The sequence below is a fragment of the Marinobacter salinisoli genome, assembly GCF_017301335.1.
In the GTDB taxonomy this organism is placed as follows: Bacteria; Pseudomonadota; Gammaproteobacteria; order Pseudomonadales; family Oleiphilaceae; genus Marinobacter; species Marinobacter salinisoli.
Genome location: NZ_CP071247.1, coordinates 1,848,656 through 1,872,588, shown reverse-complemented (window position 1 = coordinate 1,872,588; position 23,933 = coordinate 1,848,656). Strand labels below are relative to the sequence as shown.

Below are 23,933 nucleotides of genomic sequence, written 5' to 3'. Positions count from 1 at the left end.
AAGTATGAATATTCATCTGACTTTTCTCTCACGACGATGGTGTTGCCTGGGCCTTTTGATTCTGATTGGGGCGGGTTGTTCCTCGCTAAAACCCATTGAGCGTCCACCGGAGTACACGGCTCCGCCAGCACACACCGCATTTTGGGACGCGGTCGACCCCACGGCCTCTGTGAACTGGCACTCCTTGCTTGATCATGGGCCGAGGGCATTAGACGTGCGACTTAAAGCGATCGATAGTGCGGCTGAAAGCATCGATTTCCAGACCTTTCTTTGGTTCTTCGATACCGCAGGTGCGATGGTTCTGGATCATATTGTCCGAGCGGCGGATCGTAATGTCACTGTGCGGATTCTTGTCGACGATACGTTTCTGGTTCACGAAAACGAACTGCTTTTGGCGCTCGCGGAGCACCCGAATATAGAGTATCGCGTTTTTAATCCTTTCAAGCGTCGCTCGGGTGGGCTGGTAACACGCCAACTACTGAACCTATCAGAGTTCCGACGGCTCGATCACCGTATGCACAACAAAGCGATGGTGGTTGATAACCGTATTGCAATCGTAGGCGGTCGGAATATCGCCGATGAGTATTTTGGTCTCAGCGATACATTTAACTTTCGCGATTTGGAGTTGCTGCTTGGCGGCCCAATCGTTCAGGAAATCAGCGCTACTTTTGATGACTACTGGAACGACCAATGGTCGTTTCCGATCGAGACACTGAGCCACAAGAAGGCATCACAGGAACAACTCGCCGAAGCCCGGCGCGTGACCGACTTGTCGCAGCATCTGCATGTCGAAAAGCCGGCTGAAGATCTGATGGTTATGTGGCGCGAGATTATCAGGCAGGCAGATACGGGCAAGACACTTCTCTATTCGGACGACCCGCCCGACGGTAACCCCAAGAACCGGGAGGAGGAACCGATTCAGGTAGCGAATGAACTGGTCCATCTTTTCGACAATGCGGAATCGGAGATTTTGATTGTTTCGGCTTATCTAATACCGACGCCGGATCTTCAGGGGGCAGTTAAACGCGCTCTCGATCGCGGCGTTCGCGTGCGGATACTGACCAATTCAATCGGTTCTAACAATCATTTGGCCGCGCACAGCGCCTATCGCAATCATATCTACACGCTGCTCGACATGGGGGCGGAACTGAGCGAGGTGCGCACAAATGCTCGTGACCGACAACGATACATGCTGACACCGATAGGCCGGAAAAAGCTTGCTTTGCATGCGAAGGCATTAGTTATCGACGATGACAAAGTATTCATCGGCAGCGCAAACCTGGATCCACGTTCATTGCGCATCAATACTGAAATGGGGTTGCTTGTCATAAGCAATCAGTTCAACAAAACAGTTCGTGACGCGGTGGAAGGTGATTTCTTAACCGCAAACGCGTGGCATTTGGAACTGCGGGAAAATGGCAAGATCTACTGGGTAGCCGATGACCGGACACTTGAATTTCAGCCAGCTACATCGTTCATGCAGCGCATCGAAGATTGGTTCTTCTCGCATTTGCCAATTGAGGGCGCGCTTTGATGTTCGAGACAAGTTTCCCCGCAACCAGCACATGCATACGCTCGGAGAAATTCTGACCGAATACGTGCCGAACAGTTTCAAGCTGCAGAAATTTACGGAGCATCCGCACCTGAATCGCGGGGTGGAGTACAAGGTTTACGAAAACCGCCCAGCGCAAATTCCCATGTGCTATACGCTGACCGCTCAAGCGGTTTGAGACCTCTGCGACCGTCGAGGCCTCCAAGTTTTCTAAACAAAAGCGGACCTTTCACAGCCAGAAAAAGTCTTCTTGGATTCGATCAATGTCCAACGCGGTCTCGACATCGGGTGTCCCGGCCGCTGTTAAATGAAAATTTGAGTATTTTCGTTTGCGATGGGGTCACAGAACGATGGTGGCGCAGGCGCTTTAGAGCAAATGAAAGCCAGTGATCTATGATGTAGGTGAGTGAGTCGGATCACCACTTGCCGGTTCATAGGAAAGACACAATGAAAAAAATCGTCTTCCAAGTCGCCCCATTTCTTGGCGCTCTTTCGTGTTTTGGATCGGTACATGCGACAGAGACGAGAACCCCTCTCGTTCCGCTTCCTTCTATCGTCGATTTTACAGATGGCGATGGTTGGGGTGTTGGGTTGGGCCTCGGCATTGAATATGAGTCTGCCTATGAGGGTTCAGAAGAATTCGAGCGTGAGGTCGATCCGGCTGGGGGTGTTCAGTGGCGAACTGGCGACAACGTTTTTTTCTGGGCAGGTGAAGCCATTGGCTGGCGAACAGTTGCCAGGGATCCCTGGTTGTTTCAAACCTCTTTAGGCTACGAAGAAGGCCGTGAAGAGGGCGATTCAGAAGATGGCAGACTGGATGGGTTAGGCGAATCGAATTCCGGGGTGACAGTGCTGCTGGAAGTGCGTCGTGCCCTTGCAGAAAACTGGCGTTACTTTCTGGATGGCCGTGTATTGGCCGGAGAAATCGGTACGCTCGGGATTTTCGGCGCAGGAACGTGTTTGGGTTGCCAGCCCAACGGCACTGGCTGGGAAGTAGGCGCTGCTGTCACTTTCCACGATGGTAAACTAGCCAACCGGGACTTTGGTGTGAACACACAGCAGTCCATCGACTCAGGCCTTCCAGAAACCGATATTGATAGCGGGTACAGGTCAACCGGTTTCAACGTTAACTATCGGAATTACCTGAACGAGAGCTGGCAGATCTTCGGTGAAGCTCTTTACGAAATCTACGGCAGTGATGTCAGAGACAGCCCGATATCTCGAAACGATTATGAAGCGGAAATCGGGGTTGGCTTCATTTATGTTTTTTGATGTTCCTGCCTGAGTTCCTTTTGATTTTTCTTTGATGGCAAGCATGGCCCTGCTTTTTGCAGGCCTCCAAGTCAGAGTGTCTCTTTTCCGGGGGATGCTTGGATTATTGACAGCTTACTGGCTCCCAACTTCACATGACTTCCGTGTCCGCTTTGCGACCGTCGAGGCCTCCGAGGTTTCTCAACAAAAGCGGACATTGGCGTGCCTCGATTTCTCCCTTGATTTAATAGTATGTGAACTATAGTAATCGATACGTCTGCAATCTTGACGGCCAAGGAAGGCTGTCTGGTCGAGCCAACACCAGATACTGGACTAGGCGGTCTACGATGACCAGAGCGCCTTGCCTCCGATTTTCTGGATCTTTGGTGTTGGCGTTATTTGCACTGAGCGTCAATGGCTAGAACCTCCTGAATTCCAGAGAAGAAGCAAACGCCCAAAATTCCAAACCAACCGCAACTTGGTTACCTGCAATCCAACAGAACAACGCATCAGATGCTAGATTCATATTTACTGCCGGCTTTTGGGGCTTTTGATGTGCCGCCCTCTGACGTGTGGTTTTGTACGCTTCCGGCGCAAGACCGTAAACCTGCCCTTGGCCGCCGGCCAATGTAGGCAATACCAATCACGGAATGAAAACAATGCCAAAGAATGTGTCCCGCCTTTCTTTATTCATTGCTTCCGCTTTTTTGCTTCAAGGGTGTCAAAGTCTGAACTCGGCGCGAACCGCCAATGTTGATGAATCACTTCTAGCGCCAGAGGTGCTTCAAATGAATGTGGCTCTGAAGGTTGAGCCTTATGCGGATCCCGAAATTCTCAAAAATCTCGCGCCGATTCGTGCTCGTTTCGATAACCTCGCGGTTACTGAGCCAGCGGACACAATCAATCCGCGAATGACGAGTTTTGCCCAACAGCAAGCGAAAACCATTTATGAGCCGGTAAAAGATAAAGCATTCTTGATGTCTGGCTGGCAGCTCACATCAACGCTCATTGTCGTCGGGGACGACGGCCTGATTGTGGTTGACCCGGGAGAGAGTGATGAAGCTTCTGAACGGATACTCGCGGATTTTCGGGCGACTACAGGCATTAATCTACCGGTCACCGCGATCATTTACAGTCACCGCCATCCAGATCACTCCTTTGGCTCGGCGGGAATGGGGGTCACGAAGGAGGATGTGGAAAGCGGAAAAGTGCGTGTTTTCGCCCACCATCAATTCATGGAGTATTTGGCGAACGATGCCAGTGTCGTGGGTGAAATTCTCACGGAACGCACTGCATATGGCGGTGCCAGCTATCTAGGACAAAACCCAGAAGGGTTGGTTCATGCCGGTCTTGGGCCGACCTTCGCTGGTGGAAAAATTTCTTTCTATGCCCCCACCGACCTCGTTGATGACAAACTGGAAGTCAATGTTTCTGGCGTAGACATGGTGCTTTTCGAAGGGTACGGAGATGCCGAGGACGAGATTGACGTTTTCTTTCCAGGGCTGAAGCTAGTTCATGGGTCTGAGACGATCCAGGGTGAATCCTTCCCAAACCTTTACACGCTGAGAGGAACCAAGTACCGGGACCTCGTCAAGTGGTACAAGGGTGTTGATCGCTTGCTCGAGTACGCGAAACAAAGTGACGCGTACACTCATTCACACATGCGTTCATGGGTTGGAAACGACTTCATTGTTGAGCGAATTCAGAACTACAGGGATGCCATCCAGTACGTTCATGACCAGTCTATCCGCTACATGAACAAGGGCGCGACTCGTGAGGAGCTGGTCGGTCTCGTAAAGCTGCCGGAAAATCTGCAAAACGATCCCTGGCTTCAAGAGTTTTATGGCAGCGTCGCGCACGTTGTTCGAAACGTTTATAACGGCTATTTAGGTTGGTATTCAGGTGATGCGACTGAACTCGCTACGCCAGAGTTCCAACGTAAAGCCAAGCTGTACGTTTCGGCAATGGGGGGCAGGGACAGCGTGCTTGAACTGGCCCGCCAGGCGATCGAGGCAGAGGACTATGGCTGGGCGATGGAAGTGCTTACTCATGCGGTGCGCAGCAATCCTGACGACCAGGCCGCAAAGCTGCTGAAGTCGCAAGCCATGCGCGAATGGGGGTACGACCAGGCGAACATTTATTATCGGAATTTTGCATTAAGTGGTGCAGCAGAGCTCGATGGTAGCCTGGACCGCTCTGGTGCATTCGATTTTGCGAACCCGGTTATCATTGAACAATTCGGCATTGGCACCATTCTCGAAAATCTACGAGTGAAGGTCGATGCAGCCAAAGCGGTTGATGCCAATTTGCGGGTGGGCTTCATCATCGAAGACCGAGATGAGAGCTATGGCTATCATGTTCGCAACGGAATCGCAGCCTTTTACGAGCAAGTCCCGGAACGATCTGACGTTGTTCTGAGGTTGCCCAGCCAAGTGATTTACGATTTTGTGCTCGGCAGATCAACGTTGCGCCAGTCTATCGAAGACGGCGTGACGACCGTAGAGGGTGATCCCGATGCGCTCGGAGCTTTCGCCTCGATTTTCGATTTCTCGAAACCGGAAATCAAACTGTCAGGTCGATGAGTTGAGGACCGATGCTTCTCCACAGAGCTGCCAGCATGCGTAAGAATCAATTCGATGTCGGGTCATTGCTTGATAACCATCGAAAGGTTTTCTTGCCTAGCATTAACTCAATCCCTGAAAAAATCGTTTACCTGGCAGCCGTTGTCATATTCTCATTCGCCTCCTTCTATCACCCGAATGGCAGGGCTTGCGCATTGGAGGCACCCCTCGGCCTTGATGCTTTCTCGGTGAGTCACAAAGGCGTTATATCCGTCGCAATCGCCACGAGAGAAGCGGTTGAACGCAACATATTATCGGGTTTGCCTCAACACGAGGTAGCGCGGCGGTGGGTTCTCACCAAGATAAGCCACAGAGCTGCAGCGCATATGTCTGCGCTTTCCAAGCAGGCGGCGTCAGGGCCAACGATTTCGGTGCTCTTGACGCAGACTGGGGCGTGGATGCGCTTGAATGATCCGACCAATGGCGCTGAATATCACACCTCTCGGCCCTCTGAAGACGAACTAACCGTGCTTATCCCAGATCTTGCTTACGCAGAATTGCTGGATGGCAAGCTTACGATAGAGGACTTGTTAAAACTCAAGTTGCTTAAGCTTTACGGCAATAGCGAGAATTCTGAAGCCGAGGCTTTAGAGGTGTTTAGATCAGCTTTCCAGCAACGTAGCTGACTGAAATTCAGAAGAGTCGCGTATGTCTGTGTCTCGATTTGTTCCTCAGATCAGCGATTTGTTTAACGACGAATGGACTGTTCATTATTTCCTTGGAGATATCGAGGAAGGGATCTGATTAATAATTCAGCCTGGGCAAACTGACGCTGAACGCACAGCTCACCCCGTCGCTTGCGTTTTAAGTCGACAAAAGTTCGCACTCTCAATGTCCGCTTTGCGACCTGAACAGCCAGAATTGGAAGCCCATATTAGCCACTTAATGAGTGCGGTGATTCCCTGATCTCCAGCTGTTCCCTGCTCAGATAAAAAACCTACTGAGTCATTGGCAGGCATCACACGCGCCTCGGAACTGGCTCAGTTCTCCAACCGGTATCAACAGCCAAACAGCGCAACGCCGAGCCTCTCCTCGCGCCTGACTGGGCTACATTGATGAGATTCACCGAGGAGACCCTGGATGGACATCAACGTCGCACCGCTCGACATCATTGAATCCCGCATTGAAGGCATATCCCAGCAGTTTGTCCAAGCCCTTCCCAACCTGGTCGCAGCACTGTTTTTTCTGGCTCTGGTCTGGGTGGTCAACAGGCTGGTGATCATGCTCTACCGCAGGGTTCTGGCGAAGACCAGACTGCGCCCTTCCCTGCAAAGCGCGCTGCTCACCCTGACCAAGGTCGGCATCTGGATCAGCGGCATCTTGATTGCCGCTACCATCGCGATGCCCAACCTGACTCCCACCAAACTGCTGGCCGGGCTTGGGTTGGGTTCACTGGCTATCGGGCTGGCGTTCAAAGACATCTTTGAGAACTTCATGGCGGGCGTGATGGTGCTGCTCAGAGAACCCATGCGAATCGGTGACTTTATTGAAGTGGAAGGCATCGAGGGGGAAGTCACCCAGATTACGCTTCGGGATACCTACATCAGGCAGGTGAACGGTGATCTGGTTCTGCTTCCGAATTCGACGCTGTATAAGAATGCGGTCTTCATTCACACCGATCGCACCAAAAGGCGCATCACCGTCATTTGTGGCATCGCTTACGGCGAAGACATAGCGCAAGGCCGCGAGATTATACGAACTGCACTGACGGGTCTTGAGTCGGTTGACGCCTCAAAAGGTGTAGAGGTCTTCGCAAGGGAATTTGGAAGCAGTTCGATTAATTTTGAAATCACCTGGTGGACCGGCTCACGCCCCATCGATATTCGGACATCCAAAGACGAAGTGATTGAAGCCGTCAAAGCCGCACTCGACAAGGCCGGCATAGAAATCCCTTTCCCCTATCGCACGCTGACCTTCAAAGAGCCCTTGCCCGTGACGCAAACCAAGTCAGCCAGTTGAGAACCCCGGGGAAACCGGGGTCCATCAGGCATTGACCGCAGTTGAAGGCTGCTTACTTGTCTTCCGGGCAGTAAAACCGCTGGATGCTGGAGAAATCCAGCTCCCCATTGCCCTGCCCTGCGTGCAATTCGAACAGGTTTCGGGCCAGCGCGCCCATGGGAATCGGAGCGTGGTTTTTCACGGCATTGTCGAAGGCCAGGCCCAGATCTTTGTTCATCAGGTTCACCAGGAAGCCACCCTGGTAATCCCGTGAGGCCGGCACACCATCCATCACACCCGGCCAGGGGTTATAGACGTTCAGCGCCCAGTTGCCACCGGAGCTCTGTTTCATGATCTCTGACAGCACCGCCGGATCCAGCCCGTTTTTCACCCCCAGCGCGAGGGCTTCGCTGGTGCCGGCCATAAGAATCGCCAGCATCATGTTGTTGCAGATCTTGGCCACCTGCCCTGAGCCATGATCACCGGCGTGGAAGATGTTTTTGCCCATGCCTTCGAGGATCGGTTTTGCCTTATTGAAGGTATCCTCGCCTCCGCCACAGATGAACGTCAGGATGCCGGCCTTGGCGCCACCCACCCCGCCGGAAACAGGCGCATCGAGGAACGGAATGTTCCGTGCGCGGGCCGCTTCGGCCACACCACGGGCAGTTTCCGGCGCTATGGTGGAGGAGTCGATCACCAGCGTGCCTTCCGGCAGATGCGCCAGCAGTCCACCCTCACCCAGGTAAACGGATTCAACGTGCTGGCCGGCAGGCAGCATGGTAATCACGCACTCGGCGCCTCCAGCGGCCGCCCTAGCGGTGCCGGCGGAGCTTGCGCCGTCTGCTTCCAGCGCCTTCACCGCGGCGTCGGACAGATCAAATACGGTGACGTCGTGCCCGGCTTTCACCAGGTTGGCGGCCATCGGGCCACCCATGTTGCCCAGGCCAATAAATGCAATCTTCGCCATATCTGTGCTCCTTGTTGTTGTGTCTGGCTTTAACAATCAGGCGGTAAAGAAATCTTCCAGCCAGGCGTCGTCGATTTCACGCAGCGTGGCGTAGTGCCAGCGGGGCTGCTGGTCTTTATCGATCAGTAACGCCCGGATGCCTTCGGCAAACTCCCCCTTGCTCAGTCCTTTTCTGGACATCGCCAGCTCCTTCTCGAACACCTCGGTCAGGCTGTCGCGCCGGCACCGTTCAAGGTGGCGCCAGAACAAGGCCAGAGACGTCGGGGATGCATTGCCCAGAGAAGCAACCGACGTGGCCAGCCACCCCTGGCCACCGGCCAGTTCGCCGAGCTGACTCACTATGGCTTCCAGCGAGTCACCGTCCGTTGCCCGGTTAATTTCATCAAGATGGGTCCGTACCGGGGATTCTGGCAGGGCGTCGCTGCTTTGCTGCTCAAACTGGCGCAGCACGCTGCCAACCACTGCGCTGGGCTGTTCACCCTGCCAGTGGCGCTGGCACAGTTCGCCGATCACCTCCGCCTTCAGCTGATGCTTGATAAAGCGGTCGGCCAGGCCGGTAAACAGGGCATCTGCGGCGTTCATGCGGGCACCGGTAAGGCCCAGGAACAGGCCAGTGCGGCCGGGCGTTCGATTCAGAAACCAGCCCGCCCCAACATCGGGGTACAGGCCGATGGAAACTTCCGGCATGGCCAGTTTCGAGCCTTCTGTCACCACCCGGTGAGAAGCCCCCTGGAACAGCCCCATGCCACCGCCCATGACAATGCCATGGCCCCAGCACACAATGGGCTTCGGGAAGCTGTGGATCAGCTGGTCCAGCTCGTATTCCTCCGCGAAAAAGGCCTCGCCCTCGCTCGCCGCATCGGGCTCGGTCATGCTGCGGTACAGGGCAACAATGTCGCCGCCGGCACAGAATGCCTTGTCACCCTCAGCCTCAAGCCATACCGCGCACACCCGGGCGTCGTCGGCCCAGCGCCGGAACTGGGGCGTGAGCAAACGGATCATCTCAATCGACAGGGAGTTCAGCGCCTTGGGTGTATTCAGGCGGGCAACGGCGATCAGGCCGCCGTCCGCGGTGCTCCACTCTTCAAATACAATCGGGTGGTCAGTCATACAAAGTCCTTGTCCCGGTGCCCTGCCGGGAAATTATCGGTTTTTCCACTCGGGCGAACGCTTTTCAAGGAAGGCATTCACGCCTTCTTTCTGGTCTTCCGTGGAGAACAGCTCCACAAAGAGTTCCCGCTCCATACGCCAGCCATCTTCATGGCTGCGCCCGTCCCGGGCACTCATGATCAGCTGTTTGCAGCGAGCGGTCGACGACGGGCTCTGCTTGCAGGCACCCTCCGCCAGCTTCAGGGCCGCGTCGAGACTGGCACCGGAGGGCACAACTTCTTCCACCAGGCCGATTTCCAGAGCCTTATCGGCTTTCACCCGCTCGCCGCACAGAATCATGCGCTTGGCCCAGCCCTCGCCCACCAGCCAGGGCAGATTCTGGGTTCCACCGGCACAGGGCAGAAGGCCAACCGTGGCTTCCGGCAGGGCCATCTGAGCGTGCTCTTCAGCGATGCGGATATCGCAGGCCATGGCACATTCAAGGCCACCGCCCATGGCGTAACCGTTAATGGCGGCGATCGACACACCCCGGAATTCGCTCAGGGTGGCGAAGGCTTCGCCGAACAGCTGGGCCATGTCGTTGGCGCGGGCCTTGTCGCCGTCGGCAAAGGTTTTCAGATCAGCACCGGCGGAGAAGAACTTCTCACCCTGCCCGGTCACCACCAGGGCGAAGATGTTGGTGTCGGCGTTGAGTTCCCGCACGAGATCGCGCAGGGCCGGCAAGGATTCCGCCGTCCAGGTGTTGGCCGGCGGGTTGTTGATGGTCAGTACCGCAATGTGTCTGCGTTTTTCGATCTGGATCAGATCACTCATGGTTGGTCTCCCCTGTTCCTTGCGGTGTTATTGATTATTTACTGTATGGCCTCGGCCACGCCGTCCTCGAGAATGCGACGGGCGACGATCAGGCGCATGATTTCATTGGTGCCTTCAAGAATCTGATGCACCCGCAGGTCACGCAGGTATCGCTCCAGCGGGTATTCCCGGATGTAGCCATAGCCACCGTGCAGTTGCAGGGCGTCGTTCACCACTTCGAAACAGGCGTCGGTGGCGAAGCGCTTGGCCATGGCACAGTGCAGCGTGGCTTCCGGGTCGCGGTTGTCGAGCTTGTAAGCACCCAACCGGACCATTTGCCGGGCGGCGACCAGGTTGGTGGCCATGTCGGCGATTTTGAACTGCAGGGCCTGGAAAGCAGCCAGGGGCTTGCCGAACTGTTCCCGCTCGTGCAGGTAGTTCCGGGCCCGCAACAGAGCTGCCTGGGCGCCACCGAGCGAACAGGTGGCGATATTCAGGCGGCCACCATCAAGGCCTTTCATGGCAATGGCAAAACCCTCGCCCTCGGCACCGATGCGGTTGGATGCCGGGATACGAACGTTTTCCAGGCTCACCATGCGGGTCGGCTGGCTGTGCCAGCCCATCTTGTCTTCGTTCTTGCCATAGGAGATGCCGTCGACGTCGGCCGGCACCACAAAAGCGGTAATCCCTTTGGAGCCGCTGTCGGCATCGCCGGTTCGAGCCATCAGCACCAGCACGTCGGTGCTGCCGGCGCCGGAGATAAACATTTTGCTGCCATTGATCACGTAGCTGTCGCCATCGCGAACGGCCTTGGTTCGCAGGCTCGCGGCATCGGAGCCGGCGCCCGGCTCGGTCAGGCAGTAGGATGCAAGCCACTCGCCGCTGGCCAGCTTGGGCACGATTTCCTGCTTCAGGTCATCGGAGGCGAAGCTCGCCACCATCCAGGTGGCCATGTTGTGGATGGTGATAAACGCCGCTGTAGATGGGCAGGCCGCGGCCAGCTCCTCAACAATCACCGAGGTATCCAGGCGGGACAGCCCCATGCCGCCATAGGCTTCCGGGGTATACATGCCCATGAAGCCCATTGCGCCGGCTTCTTTGAGCACATCGACCGGAAAGATATGTTCGTCATCCCAGTGCGCTGCATAAGGCGCCATGGATTTTTCGGCGAAGGCCCGGGCGGCGTCGCGAAACGCCAACTGATCTTCATTCAGGTCAAAATTCATGCTTTTACTCCCGGAAGCGGGAACCGGGCCGGGCTGGCCCTGCCCCGCTCCCCAGGTCTATCAACGCAACTGGATGGAGAAGTTGGCTTCGGTGGACGCCACCTCGTTGGAGAACCAGCGTGAGGTGACGGTCTTGGTTTCGGTGTAGAAACGAACCGCCTGCTTGCCGTAGGCGTGCTGGTCACCGTAGAAAGAGCCCTTCCAGCCGGTGAAGGAGAAGAACGGCAGGGGTACCGGAATGGGTACGTTCACACCCACCTGACCCACGTCGATCTCGTGCTGGAAGCGACGGGCACAGCCACCGGAGGAGGTAAAGATGGAGGTGCCATTGCCGTACGGGCTTTCGTTGATCAGCTCGATGGCGTCACCCAGGGTATCCAGTTCCATGCAGGACAGGACCGGGCCGAAGATTTCTTCCTGGTAGATGTCCATGTCGGTGGTTACGCCGGAGAACAGGGTCGGCCCGACCCAGTTACCATCGGGATAGCCCTCCACGGTGCAACCGCGGCCATCCAGCAGCAGGTTGGCACCCTGGGCCTCGCCGGCAGCGATCAGTGATTCAATTCGGTCCTTGGCCTGCGGGCTGATCACCGGGCCGTAGCTGGCGCCGGCATCATCCCAGGCACCCGGGCGTACCTTGGCCATGGCTTCTTTCAGCTCCGGGATCCACTCCTGGGCCTGGCCCACGAACACGGCCACGGAGATGGCCATGCAGCGCTGGCCGGCGGCACCCACAGAGGCGCCGACCAGAGCGTTGATCACCTGCTGTTTGTCCGCATCCGGCATGATCACCATGTGATTTTTGGCGCCGGCGAAGCTCTGGACCCGCTTCATGTTGCGCGTGCCGGTCTCGTAGATGTAGCGGCCGACCGGCACTGAGCCCACAAACGACACCGCTTTGATAGCGGGATCGGTCAGCAGGGTATCGACCTGCTCTTTACCACCGTGAACCACCTGCAGGACGCCTTTGGGTGCGCCGGCCTCTTCAAACAGCTCGGCCAGCCGCATCGGTGTCAGCGGATCCTGTTCGGACGGTTTGAGAATAAAGGTGTTGCCGCAGGCAATGGCCATCGGGAACATCCACAGCGGAATCATCGCCGGGAAGTTGAATGGCGTGATACCGGCGCACACGCCCAACGGCTGGGTCCAGGAGTGGGTATCCACGCTACGGGCGACGTTTTCGACGGTTTCACCCATCATCAGGGAGGCTACGTTGGCGGCGTGCTCGACCACTTCGATACCGCGCCAGACATCGCCTTTGGCATCTTCGAAGGTCTTGCCGGTTTCCTGGGCGAGGATCTCAGCGATGTCGTCATGATGCTCTTTCAGCAGCGCCTGGTAACGCAGCATGACGCGGGCACGTTCGGACACCGGCACTTCTTTCCAGGTTTTGAACACTTCACCGGCGTATTTGATGGCCTGCTCCATCTCGGCATGGGTGGCGCAGGGTGCTTTGGCAATCACTTCGCTGGTGGCGGGATTGGTGACGTCAATCCACTCACTGGTCTGGCTCTGAACGAACTCGCCAGCAAGGTACAGAGGTACGTTTTTCATGTTAATGATCCCTGTTTGTTGTTGTGCGGGAATGAAGCCGAAACCGATTCCGGTTTCGTCCACGATTGAAAACAGACTAGCACGGGCTACCCGCACCGATGATTGACTAAATTTCGCTCGTAATGGACTATCTTTCGATTCAACAGCAAGACTTTGGTCGAACTATGATTAAAACATCACAATGGCCGGTGCCTCGGGACAGCGTGCGTTATGTGGTTCCAGAGCCCACAATAAAGCGGCTGGCCGCCCACCCGCTCACCCGGGATCTGTACCCACTGGCGTTTGGCCACTATCGTCGGGCGGCCGGACACCACATGCACCGCGAGCATCATAGCGACAATCTTTTGATTTACTGCACGGAAGGGAAAGCCTTTCTGAGTGTTGGCGGAGAACCCTACACGGTGGGTGCCGGAGACCTGCTCCTGCTGCCCGCCGGGGCAGAACATCGCTACACCGCCGACCCGGACAACCCCTGGACCATCCACTGGGTGCACTACACCGGCCCGCTGGCCGAGGACTTCCGGCACTACATGGGCTTCGCCGGCACCACCCGCATCCGGCATCTGGGCCGACAGCCACGCCTGCTGGTCGACTTCAACGGGCTCTTGTCCGTCCGGCAGACCGGGTTCCGAACCGCCGGCCTGATCCACGCCGCCAACCGCCTGCGCCAGCTGATGACCGCCATCCCGCTGACGATCGACGACGCCAGCCAGCGGCGCAGCGAAGAACTGGACACGATTCATAACTATATGCGCGAACATCTGGACGAACGGCTGTCGCTGGAACAGCTGGCGGAACTCACCGGGCTCTCGCCTGCCCACTTCGCCACCCGCTACCGCCAGCAGACCGGCACCTCCCCGATTCAACATTTCCTGCATCTGAAGGTGGAACGCGCCTGCCAGCTGCTGGACAGCACGGATGTGAGCTTTGCCGAGATCAGCCGGCGGCTGGGCTACGATGACGCCTACTACTTTTCCCGATTGTTCAAGAAAGTGATGGGGCAGTCGCCGCGCGATTACCGGCATACCGCCAGACACTGACCGGGCAGCTCGGGCCAAGCCCCGGGTGTGTCTATACTTACGACTGTTGTTGCCGTTGGGAAAGGGATACCCTTGGCATTCATAACGTATAAAAAGAGCAACCTCATGGCCGCCTATAACATTGAAATCATAGAGACTATCAACGCCCCCCGGGACAGGGTGTTTGCGTTGTTTGCCGATCACTACACGTTCGGGAAATTGCTGGGCGCCCCCATCAAACGGGTCAAGGACAGCGATCAGGCCGACCCCAACGGCATCGGTTCGGTAAGGAAGATTGGCTTTGGCCCGGTTGGGCTTGAAGAGACGGTTCTCAACTTCGAGCCGGATTCATTGATTGAGTACAGCATCACCAGCATCAGCCCGATCAAGAATCACGTTGGCCGTATCTGCTTTGCCGATACGCCGGAAGGCCAAACCCGCATCAACTACACCATCAGCTTTGAAGACGTCGTCCCGTTCACCGGGAAGATGCTGAGCTCTGCGCTGGAACAGGCGATTCGCAGGGGCATCAAAAAGGCGCCAAGTCTGGCGTAGACGCGCCAGACAAACCCTCTCACGGGTAGCCATCAGCTACCCGGGCGAGGCAGGCCTGGAGGCATGGTTAATGGTAAAAACCACGTTCCAGCTGCATCCTGCGAGTGTCTTCAACCGCATCCCAGTCCATACTTGCCGGCCTTACCGATGCGTCAGTTTCCGGGCTGCCAGCTGCGGTCGGCGGCAGGCTTTCGATATCAAACTCCTGATACAGCCCCCGTTCCAACTGCATCCGGCGGTCATTTTCCACCATGCCTGGATTCAGGCCGACCGGGTTGGTTCCACCCATGCCCTGTTCGGTCATCACCGCTTCTACGCTTGGGTGCTCCTCCCAGTACTCGCCGTAAGACGGCGATACCGCCAGCAGCAACGTCAGGGATGCGGAATAAGTGAATAGACGTTTCATGATGTGTCCTCCTCAACTTCTTCCCGATGGGTATCACCGGGTCAGACTGAGCAGGCGGACATATTGTAATTGATCGGGCCCGCCACCTCGTTTACTCGCGTTTCCCTGACTGATAACGCTAAGTGTTAGAGACACGGCGGCAGGAAAAGTTACAGGCCATCGGAAAAATAGCCGGAGCTCCCGAATTCGGAGCAAGGAATACAGAGGGGCAGCACAAGCAAAGTGTTTGAAGTTTTGAGAGAAAGGCGACGGCCGACCGGGTAGGCCCGCCGTCGGAGTTGGGAATAATCAGTATTCCGAATCCGATTCTTCCTGGCTCAGGTCCTCGGGATCCGTTTCGTCGGGCGGTATGCCCGGGCCGTCAAACAGCTCATCGTCGATGCTACCCTCGGACTCATCTCCCGCAGCCGTTGGCGGTAGGTCCTCGACATCAATGCCCTGCTCCGTACCGCGGTCCATCGCCTCTTTACGTTGCTCCTCCAGAGCCGCGCCATCCTTGTCCATGGAGTCCATGCCTTCGTCATGCCCGTGGCTGGACCCGTAGGCCGGCATAAAAGCCAGCGCGAGAGTCAACGATGCCGCAGAAATCAGCAAGCGTTTCATCATGCGTTCTCCCACAATCAATAACAGCTCCATACTGGGCTGTCAGTCGGTTGGAAAAGGCAGGCACCGCTTCGAACCACACCTACCCATGAGCACAGCTTCTGCCGGTGTAACTCGCGATTCGTGTGAGGGACGTGGACACGATTAGTTTCATCGGTTTGCGTTATTGGATGAGGCTAGCCAATCACCCAAAGCTATTTACCGTGGCGACCGTTTCACTGTCCCCAGCCCGGCAATTCCATGGGCTTGCCGGGATTGCGCGGAACAGCAGCAGGTCCATGGATGGCAGTGGGCGACCTGCCCACTGCCGCGTTAAAACCAGTTACATCTCTGAGCCCGGCTCCTCCATGTCCATCCGGGGATCACCTTCACCGTGCTCTTCCATGCTGTCCTGCATGGTGTCATCCATTTCGCCCCCAGACTCAGGCCCTGCTTCCGTTGGCGGGAGGGCCTCAACATCAACACCTTCCTCAGTGCCACGATCCATCGCTTCTTGCCGATGCTCCTCGAGCGCCTCACCATCCTTATCCATGGAATCCATGCCTTCGTCATGCCCGTGGCTGGACCCGTAAGCCGGCGTGAAAGCCAGCGCTAATGCCAGAGATGCCGCAGAAATCAGTACTCGCTTCATCGTGAATTCCTCTCAAAAAGTCGGCTCTGCACAGAGCCTTCTGGATTTCGTGAACGAAACAGGCTGAATTCAGGACCACCTGTGCGATTAAGTTCAGCACTTCCCGCGATTACGTCAAGTTGGTACTCATTCCAGCCTGTAACGGGCGGAGGGCGGCGATGCTTTCCGGCCCGGGATCGCCAGGTGGACCTCCATGCCAGCAATCAGGCCTGTCCCGAACGCCGATTGTTGAGTAAAATCCCGCACTTTCCGTATCAAACAAGAGGCAGCGAAGATGGGCAGAGCCTACCAGAATCGCAAAGAATCCATGGCCAAGACGGCCGCAGCGAAAACCAAGGTGTACAGTCGATTTGGCCGTGAAATATACATGTGCGCGAAGTCCGGCGGCATTGACCCGGATGGCAACCTGGCGCTGCGGGGCCTGATCGACCGGGCCAAGAAAGCACAGGTACCGGCCCATGTCATCGAGAAGGCCATCGACAAGGCCAAAGGTGGTGGCGGGGAAGACTACGCAGCCGCTCGCTACGAAGGCTACGGCCCGGGTAACTGCATGGTGATCGTCGACTGCCTGACCGACAACCCGAACCGCACCTTCGGCGACGTTCGCTTCGCCTTCACCAAGACCAAGAGCAAGATCGGCACTCCGGGCGCTGTGGCCCATATGTTCGATCACTGCGCGATTTTTGCTTTCAAGGGCGAAGATGAAGAAGCGGTTCTGGAAGCCTTGATGGAAGCCGATGTCGATGTCACCGATATCGAAAGCGAAGACGGCACAATCACGGTGTTCACCCCGAATACCGAATACGCCAAGGCCCGCGAAGCCCTGGTGAACACCTTCGAAGGCATCGACTTCGACACTGACGAAATCCAGTTCCTGCCCAAAACCACCACCCCGGTGGAAGGCGACGACATTCCCATGTTCGAGAAGTTTCTCGACATGCTGAACGAGCTGGACGACGTACAGAACGTCTTCCACAACGCCGAACTGCCGGAACAGGCGGAGCAGTAACCGCCAGCCGGAGAGCCAGCATGAGCGAACCACGCCCTGCCCGTCGTCCAGCCCGGGTGGTCATCCTCAAGACAGGCACCACCTACCCGTCTATCCGGGCCCAATATGGTGACTTCGAGGACTGGTTCGTTCGTGGCCTCCGGGCTGCTGCAGCGTTTTTCGGATCTGGTGGTGGGCAGGCTGAACTGAGCCGGCAGCGGCTGGCTCAATCCAGAATGTACGCGGTTTTTTCCAGTGCGTTTTCTTCTTCGTCCACGAACCGGAACTCGTTCCAGCCGACCCGGACCATGTCGTTGCTGTTGAGCCTCTGGCGGGCACCAATGCGAATGTCGTTCACGAAGGTGCCGTTGGTGCTATCCAGATCAGTAATGTAGTAATCCACCGTACCTTCGAGATACGCATTGGGCACACTCTCAATGATGGCGTGCTGACCGCTGACCGAGATTTCATCAATCTGGATATCGTTGCCGGCAGCACGGCCGATACGGATTTCGGACCGGTCTAATTCAAACGTGTTCACGACCACGCTATCAACCAGTTGGGAAAACGATGCCATATCAGGCTCCTATGTTGCGAAAAGGGTTACTTCAGAGTCAGTAAAACAACCGACACATTGTCGGAGGCCTGGTGCTCCAGGGCCGCTTCGATCAATGCGTTCACTGCGCTCTCCCTGCTGTCACATTCCTTCAAAATCTGCTCCCACTCGGCTTCGGGCACGGAATGGGTGAGCCCATCCGAGCACAGAAGCAAGCTATCGCCGCGGCGCACGGGGTGGCTGCAGAACGTCAGTTCCAGCGGTTCCATCGCCCCGATTGCCCGGGTCAACACATTGCGAAACGGCACATTGGCCACATCGGCCTCGTTGATGCTGCCATCCTCAAGCATGTTCTGGACCACGGTGTCATCCCGGGTCAGGCAGGTCAGTTGGCCGTCACGAACCAGGTAACAACGCGAGTCCCCGGCGTGGGTGATGTGCGCTGCCCCGTTTTCCACCCAGGCCACCACCAGCGTGGTGCCCATTTTGTCCAGACGTTCATCGGTTCGGCGCCGTTCCAGAATCCGGTCATTCGCCAGTGCGAAGGCCGTCTCAAGGCAGTCGCCCGGGTCAGACTCGCGTTTTGCTTCCTCACTCTGAAACAGCACGGGAATCAGCACTTCCATAACCGTATCCGCCGCCAGCCGGCTGGCTATTTCACCGCCCTGATAGCCGCCCATGCCGTCCGCCACGAGTAACACCGCGGCGTTGCCGTCATCCGTGAGCTGCCAGGCCACCACGTCCTGGTTGGACTCCCTGACGGCACCGGTGTGACTGATACCAGCGACTTCCATCTTCATCAGGACAACTCCTTGGCTTCCTTTTCGGCCAGTCTGCGGATGGATTCAGCGAAATTGGTTGCGGAGGAAAACCGCTTGTCTGGCTCCCGCTGTATCGCTTTGTTGATCAGCCGCACCAGCCCGCCAGGCAAGTCAGCGTTGAACTCGCGCACACTGCGGGGGCGCTTGTTGAGGATCTGGTAGGTCAGGTTCGCCAGGGTATCGCCCTGGTAGGGAGTCTCGCCACTCACCAGCTTGTACAGCGTGACCCCGAGGCTGTAGATATCCGATGATCCGGTTACCTTCTGCCCCTTCAGCTGTTCGGGGGACATATAGAGCGGGCTGCCCATGACGCTCCCGGTGCGGGTGCGGGAGTCGTCGGAAATCTTGGCAATACCGAAGTCCGTGATCTTGATCCCCCCGGTATCCGGGTTATAGATGATGTTTCCGGGCTTGATGTCGCGATGCACGATTTTCTGGCTGTGGGCATACGCCAGCGCCTCGGCAACCCGGGCGACCAGTTCCAGCACCGTCGACAGGGGCAGCAGCTTGCCTTTCCTGGCAAACTCGCTCAGTGGCCGGCCCTGGACATAGTCCATCGCGATGTACGCCAGATCAGCTTCTTCGCCCACGTCGTACACGGTCACGATGTCCGGATGACTGAGCCGTCCGGCCGCCTCGGCCTCGCGGAAAAAGCGGGCTTTCAGCTCCTGGAGCTGGCCCTCATCGAAGGCCTCATAGCTGAGGGTTTTGATCGCCACGGTGCGGGCTATTTTCGGATCAGTTCCCAGATACACCACACCCATGGCGCCGCGGCCGATTTCGCGCTCAATCTCGTAGCGGCCCAGCGTTGGCCGACTGACCGATTGCTGGGGCATCAGCAAGGTGCGAGTGGCATCCAGGCTGCTGGCCGGGGCAGAAGGAGCGCTGGCAGACAGTTTCTCCAGGGCCGCCAGCCGCTCCTCGGTATCGCGATAACGTTTCTTCCGCGCCAGGATGCTGCGGTAGGTGCGCACTGCTTTGTCGTACTGGCGCTTGCGCTCCTGCTGTATGGCCACCTCGTGACGCACGCCCAGGGCGTCATCGCAGGCCGGACAGGCATCAATGGCCTCCAGTGCCTCATCGGTCTGGCCCTGCTGCAGCAGCAGTTTGGCCAGTCGTACGCGAGCCGCCCGGGCGTTGTCGGTCAGGGCGCGTATTTCCCGGTGCGGCTGCAACCAGAACAGCATCACCACAAAGCCGGCTGCCAGCATCAAGACCACTTCGCCCAGCGGCAGCCATTCGTGCCGGGTAACCGACAGCGCAGCCTGCAGAACCACCAGAGAACCGCCAATCAGCAGCGTCACCGGTAGAGCCACGGCTGCGCCCATCCGGGGAACGGCCAGCATCAGATAGCCAGCCGCCAGCAGCAGCCCAGAATGGACCGCGAGGTCAGACCACAGCGGTTCCGACCAGCCCTGGCTGCCCAGCAAAGCCGGTACGACGTATGCCGGTACCGGCATAGCGGCCAGATTGGGGTCGCCCGCGGCCATCCAACCGAGCAGCACGCGATCCACCCAGCCCAGAAAGGCCAGGCTTTCGCCGTACACCACAGCCAGCACGGAGGCCACCAGAATGAGCAGCCTGAGACTGAATAAATGGGACAATAAAAATGATATAAGCTTCACGAGCAACTTTGTTCTAAACCTTTGATCTTGCTAGTTTAGAAACACGCGTCTCGCGGAGATACACGTTACTGATTGTTTTTTGTAAGGGTTTGTTGACCTGCGAAAGGGCGCACGCCGCGAGACTGCCCCAGCCACCGAATGATGGACCCACCGGGATGATGCTGAAGTTACTGTTCACACTGGCCGGCGTGTTTCTGCTGGGCACCGGGATTTACCACAGCCACAAGGCACTGCCCTCTGGCATCAGCTATCAGGGCAAGCCAGTACCGCTGGTCGATCCGACCCTGCATACCGACACCACCGAACACTATCCGGATGGCACGGAAGTTCGCCAGCACGAAATCTTCGATGAGGTATTCCGGCTCATTGCCGGCGCGAAACAGTTCGTTCTGCTGGATATGTTTCTGTACAACAGCACCAAACCGGAAGGCGTCCCCCACCGGCCACTGGCGCAGCAGTTGACCGACGCCCTGATAGCCCGGAAACAGGCGTTGCCAGACATCGAGATGATCGTTATCTCAGACCCACTGAACACCATGTACGGCGGCACCAGCTCGGACTGGTTCGAACAGCTTCGACAAGCCGGCATCACGGTGGTGGTGACCGACCTGCGCCCGCTCCGGGACAGCAACCCCACCTGGTCGGCACTGTGGCGGGTTGTCTTCCAGTGGTTTGGCAATAACGCCGAGAATGGCTGGCTGGGCAACGCACTGGGCGAGCAGCCGGTTACGCTGCGAAGCTACCTGGCGCTGCCGAACTTCAAAGCCAATCACCGGAAACTGCTGGTGACGGACCAGGCCGAAGGCTTTCGGGCCCTGGTCACCTCAGCCAACCCACACGATGGCAGCAGCCGGCACAGTAACCTTGGCGTCAGCTTTAGTGGCGCTGCGGTCGCCGATGTTCTGCTGAGCGAGCAGGCGGTCATGGCGATGTCGGGTGCTGACGCTTCAGTCCTGAATCCCTGGATTGACCGCGCCCGGGCACTCGGAGCCAAAGCGAGTGCAGGAGACGCCACACCGGACCAAGGCGTGATCCGCCTGCTAACCGAATCTGCCATCCGGGACCAAGCGCTGGACATGATCAACCGCGCCGGCAACGGTGACCGGATCGATCTGGCAATGTTTTATCTGGCCCACCGGCCGGTCGTGCAAAGCCTGTTGTCTGCCCGGGCGCGAGGCGCCCGGCTTCGGGTGCTGCTGGACCCTAACAACGAAGCATTCGGCCACGACAAAAGCGGCATCCCCAATCGACAGGTGGCGATGGAGTTGCATCGGGCCGGGGTACCGGTTCGCTGGTGCAACACAAAGGGGGAGCAATGCCACAGCAAGCTCCTGATACTGCGACCGGCGGCGGGCAATACCGAGGTGCTGCTGGGCTCGGCCAACTTTACCCGTCGTAATCTGGACGATTTCAACCTGGAAACGAATGTCTGGATATCGGCATCATCAGCCACACCCACCGCCCGAAAGGCTGTAGACTTCGTTGAACGCCAGTGGCAACACGGCCCGGATGCGGCGCCCGTGCTCAGCCTGCCCTACGAGGTCGGCGCAGACGAATCGCGCCTCAAGTACTGGCGTTATCGACTGATGGAAGCCAGCGGGCTGTCAACGTTCTGAGCCGTAGCAGGAGCACGCCCGCCAACCATGAACGCTTTTTATGTTGAACCATCAACAGCCTGTGATTTATTGTTTTCAGTCAACCAGTTAAAAGGGAGCTCCCGATGTCCGGCATAAGACAACATCTGAAACACATTTCATTCGTCATGACCCTCGTACTGGCCCTCGGGACAGTCTGGTCCTCCGCCGCCACCGCGGCCATGGTGGGCACCGGGGAGATGATTCATGGCCAGCAACAGGAGCTGGACCGCCAACAGCTGATGGAGATGCTCGACACCCAGGCCGTTCAGGACAAGCTGGTGGAGTTGGGCGTCAGTGACGATCAGGTGCGGGAACGTATCCAGAACCTGACCCCATCGGAACTGGCCGATTTTGAACAGCAACTGGCCGAGGCGCCCGCCGGTCAGGACGTGGTCGGTATTATCGTGCTGTTCCTGCTGGTGTTCATTGTCACGGATATGCTGTGCGCCACCAACATCTTCAGTTTCATAAACTGCATCCGGTAAGTGCTCGTCCTGTTCCCCAGTAAACAGCTCAAGAACATCGCCGGCGTCCTGCTGGCGATGTTTTTAACCGGGTGTGCCTCAAACAACCTCTGGCCCGAACCGGGCGCCGGGACATCTGCCCTGCCCTCGCGAGTGTTGCTGGACGACGTCCCGTTTTACCCTCAGGAGCGTTTTCAGTGTGGCCCCGCGTCACTGGCCATGACATTGAACAGCCAGGGGCTGACGACGCACCCGGACATACTGCGCGAACTGGTTTACATCCCCGGCCGTGAAGGTACCTTGCAGGTAGAGCTGGTGGCCGCAGGCCGGGCTCACAACCTGCTGGTCTATAAGCTTGATGGCAGCCTCGACAGCCTGTTGCAGGAACTGGCAGCGGGCCACCCGGTTCTGGTGATGCAGAACCTGCGTTTCGGCTGGTGGCCGCAGTGGCACTTTGCGGTCGCGGTGGGCTTCGACGCCGACGAGCGCACCCTGATCCTCAACACCGATACCCGGCAACACTACGAGGCTCCCATTCGGGCGTTCGCCAACACCTGGGGCCGCGCCGATAACTGGGCGGTAGTCATGCTGCAACCGGATCAGGTGCCGGCCACCGCAGAGCCACTCAGGTTCCTGGCTTCCGCAAACGACCTGGAAACCACCGGGCAAACCCGTGCCGCCATGACGGCCTACCAGACTGCCGAGCAGCAGTGGCCGGATCAGCCGGCCGCCATTTTCGGACAAGGCAACCTGTCGTATGACCTGGGCAACCGGAAGGAAGCGGTACGCCATTTCAGCCGCATGGTCGGGCGCTTTCCCGGCATTGCCGAGGGTTGGAACAACCTCGGCCACACGTTGTCGGAACTGGGCTGCGGCCAACAGGCCAGGAACGCTCAGCTCTGCGCATCCCGCCTGGCACCGCTGCGGTTTTCGGCGCCTGCCGACGTGGAGCCACCCGATGAGATTGCCCCGGGTTACTGCGCCATCCCCGCTTGCCCGCCTCCCCCGGTTACGCCTGAGTAGGCGGCTTGCGCATCAGCGCCACGTCTTTTCGGGGAATGTCCAGTTGCCAGCCGAGCTGGCTGGCAACAACGCCGAGCGTTTTTTCCCGATAGAACACCACGTGGGTGGGGTCGCGGCGATAGTGCCAGTTGGCAAAGCGGTCGTCGTCGGTCTGAAAGCAGGTCATCACGCCAAGCCAGCCACCGGGTTTCAGCAGCGCGTCCAGGCGTCGAAAGACCTCGGCTGGCTGATGCAGGTGCTCCACCACTTCGGTACAGGTGATGAAATCGTAGGTGCGTGACAGCGCATCGGTGTCCGGGCAGAAAAACGGATCGTACAGCGACATCGACATACCCGCTTCAGTCAGCATGTCCGCCAGCGCCGGCCCGGGGCCACAGCCGAAATCAAGGCCCGACAGGCCCGGTTCCAGGCGGGCCAGCAGCGGGTCAAGGAGTTTGGCCAGGAAGCGCCGGTATCCCGGGTCTGCGGCGTCGTTTTCGTGGCAGTCGTAAATACCCCGTTCCTCATCTGGCGTGAGCCGGCAGTGTTCCGCCATGACCGTGGCCTCGCAAACCGGGCACCGCAGATAGGTGTGTTGCTTGATGGTTTGGAACC

General features: G+C 57.7%; 24 protein-coding genes. 12 read left to right on the top strand and 12 right to left on the bottom strand.

The annotated features are described in order from the left end of the window. Nucleotides 1–4: 4 nt before the first annotated feature. The 6 genes from LPB19_RS08580 (at nucleotide 5) to LPB19_RS08555 (ending at nucleotide 7,383) form a co-directional block, all read left to right on the top strand. Nucleotides 5–1,534 carry a phospholipase D-like domain-containing protein gene (locus LPB19_RS08580; RefSeq protein WP_206642519.1) on the top strand — a complete coding sequence of 510 codons (1,530 nt, stop codon included), beginning with the start codon at nucleotides 5–7 and terminating at the stop codon, nucleotides 1,532–1,534. Nucleotides 1,535–1,565: 31 nt separating this feature from the next. Next, nucleotides 1,566–1,730, top strand: a complete 165-nt coding sequence (locus LPB19_RS08575) for a hypothetical protein (RefSeq protein WP_206642518.1) — start codon at nucleotides 1,566–1,568, stop codon at nucleotides 1,728–1,730. A gap of 269 nt (nucleotides 1,731–1,999) precedes the next feature. Then, a complete protein-coding gene (locus LPB19_RS08570; RefSeq protein WP_206642517.1) occupies nucleotides 2,000–2,824 on the top strand; it encodes a MipA/OmpV family protein in 825 nt (274 codons plus the stop codon). Nucleotides 2,825–3,462: 638 nt separating this feature from the next. Further along, complete coding sequence (locus tag LPB19_RS08565) at nucleotides 3,463–5,385, top strand: alkyl sulfatase dimerization domain-containing protein (RefSeq protein WP_206642516.1); 1,923 nt, start codon at nucleotides 3,463–3,465, stop codon at nucleotides 5,383–5,385. Nucleotides 5,386–5,420: 35 nt separating this feature from the next. After that, nucleotides 5,421–6,050 (top strand): hypothetical protein, encoded by a 630-nt coding sequence (locus LPB19_RS08560; RefSeq protein ID WP_206642515.1) that lies wholly within the window; start codon nucleotides 5,421–5,423, stop codon nucleotides 6,048–6,050. Between the two features lie 454 nt (nucleotides 6,051–6,504). Then, entirely contained in the window at nucleotides 6,505–7,383 is an 879-nt protein-coding gene (locus LPB19_RS08555) for a mechanosensitive ion channel family protein (RefSeq protein WP_206642514.1), read from the top strand. Nucleotides 7,384–7,435: 52 nt separating this feature from the next. On the opposite strand, the gene mmsB is transcribed toward LPB19_RS08555, so the two are convergent. Genes mmsB through LPB19_RS08530 form a run of 5 tightly spaced genes read right to left on the bottom strand, consistent with a single transcriptional unit; the run spans nucleotide 7,436 to nucleotide 13,011 of the window. Then, on the bottom strand, nucleotides 7,436–8,329 hold the full coding sequence (gene mmsB / locus LPB19_RS08550) for a 3-hydroxyisobutyrate dehydrogenase (RefSeq protein ID WP_206642513.1): 894 nt from the start codon (nucleotides 8,327–8,329) through the stop codon (nucleotides 7,436–7,438). A 36-nt stretch (nucleotides 8,330–8,365) separates the two neighbouring features. After that, nucleotides 8,366–9,439, bottom strand: coding sequence for an enoyl-CoA hydratase/isomerase family protein (locus LPB19_RS08545; protein ID WP_206642512.1), 1,074 nt, complete (start codon nucleotides 9,437–9,439; stop codon nucleotides 8,366–8,368). Nucleotides 9,440–9,472: 33 nt separating this feature from the next. Then, complete coding sequence (locus tag LPB19_RS08540) at nucleotides 9,473–10,252, bottom strand: enoyl-CoA hydratase (RefSeq protein ID WP_206642511.1); 780 nt, start codon at nucleotides 10,250–10,252, stop codon at nucleotides 9,473–9,475. Between the two features lie 38 nt (nucleotides 10,253–10,290). Then, nucleotides 10,291–11,457: an acyl-CoA dehydrogenase family protein gene (locus LPB19_RS08535; RefSeq protein WP_206642510.1), complete on the bottom strand. Its 1,167-nt coding sequence runs from the start codon at nucleotides 11,455–11,457 to the stop codon at nucleotides 10,291–10,293. Between the two features lie 60 nt (nucleotides 11,458–11,517). After that, complete coding sequence (locus tag LPB19_RS08530) at nucleotides 11,518–13,011, bottom strand: CoA-acylating methylmalonate-semialdehyde dehydrogenase (protein ID WP_206642509.1); 1,494 nt, start codon at nucleotides 13,009–13,011, stop codon at nucleotides 11,518–11,520. Nucleotides 13,012–13,175: 164 nt separating this feature from the next. Between LPB19_RS08530 and LPB19_RS08525 the strand changes: the two genes are divergently transcribed. Both LPB19_RS08525 and LPB19_RS08520 read left to right on the top strand, forming a co-directional pair. After that, a complete protein-coding gene (locus LPB19_RS08525; RefSeq protein WP_323127882.1) occupies nucleotides 13,176–14,051 on the top strand; it encodes an AraC family transcriptional regulator in 876 nt (291 codons plus the stop codon). A 105-nt stretch (nucleotides 14,052–14,156) separates the two neighbouring features. Beyond that, entirely contained in the window at nucleotides 14,157–14,585 is a 429-nt protein-coding gene (locus LPB19_RS08520; RefSeq protein ID WP_206645627.1) for an SRPBCC family protein, read from the top strand. Nucleotides 14,586–14,652: 67 nt separating this feature from the next. On the opposite strand, the gene LPB19_RS08515 is transcribed toward LPB19_RS08520, so the two are convergent. The 3 genes from LPB19_RS08515 to LPB19_RS08505 form a co-directional block, all read right to left on the bottom strand. After that, nucleotides 14,653–14,991, bottom strand: coding sequence for a hypothetical protein (locus tag LPB19_RS08515; protein ID WP_206645626.1), 339 nt, complete (start codon nucleotides 14,989–14,991; stop codon nucleotides 14,653–14,655). A 288-nt stretch (nucleotides 14,992–15,279) separates the two neighbouring features. After that, complete coding sequence (locus LPB19_RS08510) at nucleotides 15,280–15,597, bottom strand: hypothetical protein (protein WP_206645625.1); 318 nt, start codon at nucleotides 15,595–15,597, stop codon at nucleotides 15,280–15,282. A gap of 319 nt (nucleotides 15,598–15,916) precedes the next feature. Beyond that, a complete protein-coding gene (locus LPB19_RS08505) occupies nucleotides 15,917–16,225 on the bottom strand; it encodes a hypothetical protein (protein WP_206645624.1) in 309 nt (102 codons plus the stop codon). A gap of 274 nt (nucleotides 16,226–16,499) precedes the next feature. Between LPB19_RS08505 and LPB19_RS08500 the strand changes: the two genes are divergently transcribed. Continuing rightward, nucleotides 16,500–17,234, top strand: coding sequence for a YebC/PmpR family DNA-binding transcriptional regulator (locus LPB19_RS08500; RefSeq protein ID WP_206645623.1), 735 nt, complete (start codon nucleotides 16,500–16,502; stop codon nucleotides 17,232–17,234). A 205-nt stretch (nucleotides 17,235–17,439) separates the two neighbouring features. On the opposite strand, the gene LPB19_RS08495 is transcribed toward LPB19_RS08500, so the two are convergent. From LPB19_RS08495 to LPB19_RS08485, 3 genes are read right to left on the bottom strand one after another with little or no spacing between them, the layout of a single operon-like run. After that, a complete protein-coding gene (locus tag LPB19_RS08495; protein ID WP_206645622.1) occupies nucleotides 17,440–17,790 on the bottom strand; it encodes an FHA domain-containing protein in 351 nt (116 codons plus the stop codon). A gap of 26 nt (nucleotides 17,791–17,816) precedes the next feature. Further along, complete coding sequence (locus LPB19_RS08490; protein WP_206645621.1) at nucleotides 17,817–18,569, bottom strand: PP2C family protein-serine/threonine phosphatase; 753 nt, start codon at nucleotides 18,567–18,569, stop codon at nucleotides 17,817–17,819. Then, nucleotides 18,569–20,215: a serine/threonine-protein kinase gene (locus LPB19_RS08485; protein ID WP_228289247.1), complete on the bottom strand. Its 1,647-nt coding sequence runs from the start codon at nucleotides 20,213–20,215 to the stop codon at nucleotides 18,569–18,571. The genes LPB19_RS08490 and LPB19_RS08485 overlap by 1 nt, the downstream gene beginning before the upstream one ends. A gap of 155 nt (nucleotides 20,216–20,370) precedes the next feature. Between LPB19_RS08485 and LPB19_RS08480 the strand changes: the two genes are divergently transcribed. The 3 genes from LPB19_RS08480 (at nucleotide 20,371) to LPB19_RS08470 (ending at nucleotide 23,339) form a co-directional block, all read left to right on the top strand. Next, complete coding sequence (locus tag LPB19_RS08480; RefSeq protein WP_206645620.1) at nucleotides 20,371–21,831, top strand: phospholipase D family protein; 1,461 nt, start codon at nucleotides 20,371–20,373, stop codon at nucleotides 21,829–21,831. Between the two features lie 104 nt (nucleotides 21,832–21,935). Beyond that, the gene (locus LPB19_RS08475) at nucleotides 21,936–22,337 is read left to right on the top strand and encodes a PA2779 family protein (protein ID WP_206645619.1); all 402 of its coding nucleotides are present in this window, start codon (nucleotides 21,936–21,938) and stop codon (nucleotides 22,335–22,337) included. Next, a complete protein-coding gene (locus LPB19_RS08470; protein WP_228289246.1) occupies nucleotides 22,338–23,339 on the top strand; it encodes a PA2778 family cysteine peptidase in 1,002 nt (333 codons plus the stop codon). Here the strand turns inward: LPB19_RS08470 and LPB19_RS08465 are convergent. Further along, nucleotides 23,326–23,874 (bottom strand): class I SAM-dependent methyltransferase, encoded by a 549-nt coding sequence (locus LPB19_RS08465; RefSeq protein WP_206645742.1) that lies wholly within the window; start codon nucleotides 23,872–23,874, stop codon nucleotides 23,326–23,328. The two genes, LPB19_RS08470 and LPB19_RS08465, sit on opposite strands and share 14 nt — an antisense overlap. Nucleotides 23,875–23,933: the final 59 nt, after the last annotated feature.

Bases quoted from the DNA above. Each gene is read 5' to 3' on its own strand.
- LPB19_RS08580 (WP_206642519.1), top strand. From the start codon at position 5: ATGAATATTCATCTGACTTTTCTCTCACGACGATGGTGTTGCCTGGGC.
- LPB19_RS08575 (WP_206642518.1), top strand. From the start codon at position 1,566: ATGCATACGCTCGGAGAAATTCTGACCGAATACGTGCCGAACAGTTTC.
- LPB19_RS08570 (WP_206642517.1), top strand. From the start codon at position 2,000: ATGAAAAAAATCGTCTTCCAAGTCGCCCCATTTCTTGGCGCTCTTTCG.
- LPB19_RS08565 (WP_206642516.1), top strand. From the start codon at position 3,463: ATGCCAAAGAATGTGTCCCGCCTTTCTTTATTCATTGCTTCCGCTTTT.
- LPB19_RS08560 (WP_206642515.1), top strand. From the start codon at position 5,421: ATGCGTAAGAATCAATTCGATGTCGGGTCATTGCTTGATAACCATCGA.
- LPB19_RS08555 (WP_206642514.1), top strand. From the start codon at position 6,505: ATGGACATCAACGTCGCACCGCTCGACATCATTGAATCCCGCATTGAA.
- mmsB (WP_206642513.1), bottom strand. From the start codon at position 8,329: ATGGCGAAGATTGCATTTATTGGCCTGGGCAACATGGGTGGCCCGATG.
- LPB19_RS08545 (WP_206642512.1), bottom strand. From the start codon at position 9,439: ATGACTGACCACCCGATTGTATTTGAAGAGTGGAGCACCGCGGACGGC.
- LPB19_RS08540 (WP_206642511.1), bottom strand. From the start codon at position 10,252: ATGAGTGATCTGATCCAGATCGAAAAACGCAGACACATTGCGGTACTG.
- LPB19_RS08535 (WP_206642510.1), bottom strand. From the start codon at position 11,457: ATGAATTTTGACCTGAATGAAGATCAGTTGGCGTTTCGCGACGCCGCC.
- LPB19_RS08530 (WP_206642509.1), bottom strand. From the start codon at position 13,011: ATGAAAAACGTACCTCTGTACCTTGCTGGCGAGTTCGTTCAGAGCCAG.
- LPB19_RS08525 (WP_323127882.1), top strand. From the start codon at position 13,176: ATGATTAAAACATCACAATGGCCGGTGCCTCGGGACAGCGTGCGTTAT.
- LPB19_RS08520 (WP_206645627.1), top strand. From the start codon at position 14,157: ATGGCCGCCTATAACATTGAAATCATAGAGACTATCAACGCCCCCCGG.
- LPB19_RS08515 (WP_206645626.1), bottom strand. From the start codon at position 14,991: ATGAAACGTCTATTCACTTATTCCGCATCCCTGACGTTGCTGCTGGCG.
- LPB19_RS08510 (WP_206645625.1), bottom strand. From the start codon at position 15,597: ATGATGAAACGCTTGCTGATTTCTGCGGCATCGTTGACTCTCGCGCTG.
- LPB19_RS08505 (WP_206645624.1), bottom strand. From the start codon at position 16,225: ATGAAGCGAGTACTGATTTCTGCGGCATCTCTGGCATTAGCGCTGGCT.
- LPB19_RS08500 (WP_206645623.1), top strand. From the start codon at position 16,500: ATGGGCAGAGCCTACCAGAATCGCAAAGAATCCATGGCCAAGACGGCC.
- LPB19_RS08495 (WP_206645622.1), bottom strand. From the start codon at position 17,790: ATGGCATCGTTTTCCCAACTGGTTGATAGCGTGGTCGTGAACACGTTT.
- LPB19_RS08490 (WP_206645621.1), bottom strand. From the start codon at position 18,569: ATGAAGATGGAAGTCGCTGGTATCAGTCACACCGGTGCCGTCAGGGAG.
- LPB19_RS08480 (WP_206645620.1), top strand. From the start codon at position 20,371: ATGATGCTGAAGTTACTGTTCACACTGGCCGGCGTGTTTCTGCTGGGC.
- LPB19_RS08475 (WP_206645619.1), top strand. From the start codon at position 21,936: ATGTCCGGCATAAGACAACATCTGAAACACATTTCATTCGTCATGACC.
- LPB19_RS08465 (WP_206645742.1), bottom strand. From the start codon at position 23,874: ATGGCGGAACACTGCCGGCTCACGCCAGATGAGGAACGGGGTATTTAC.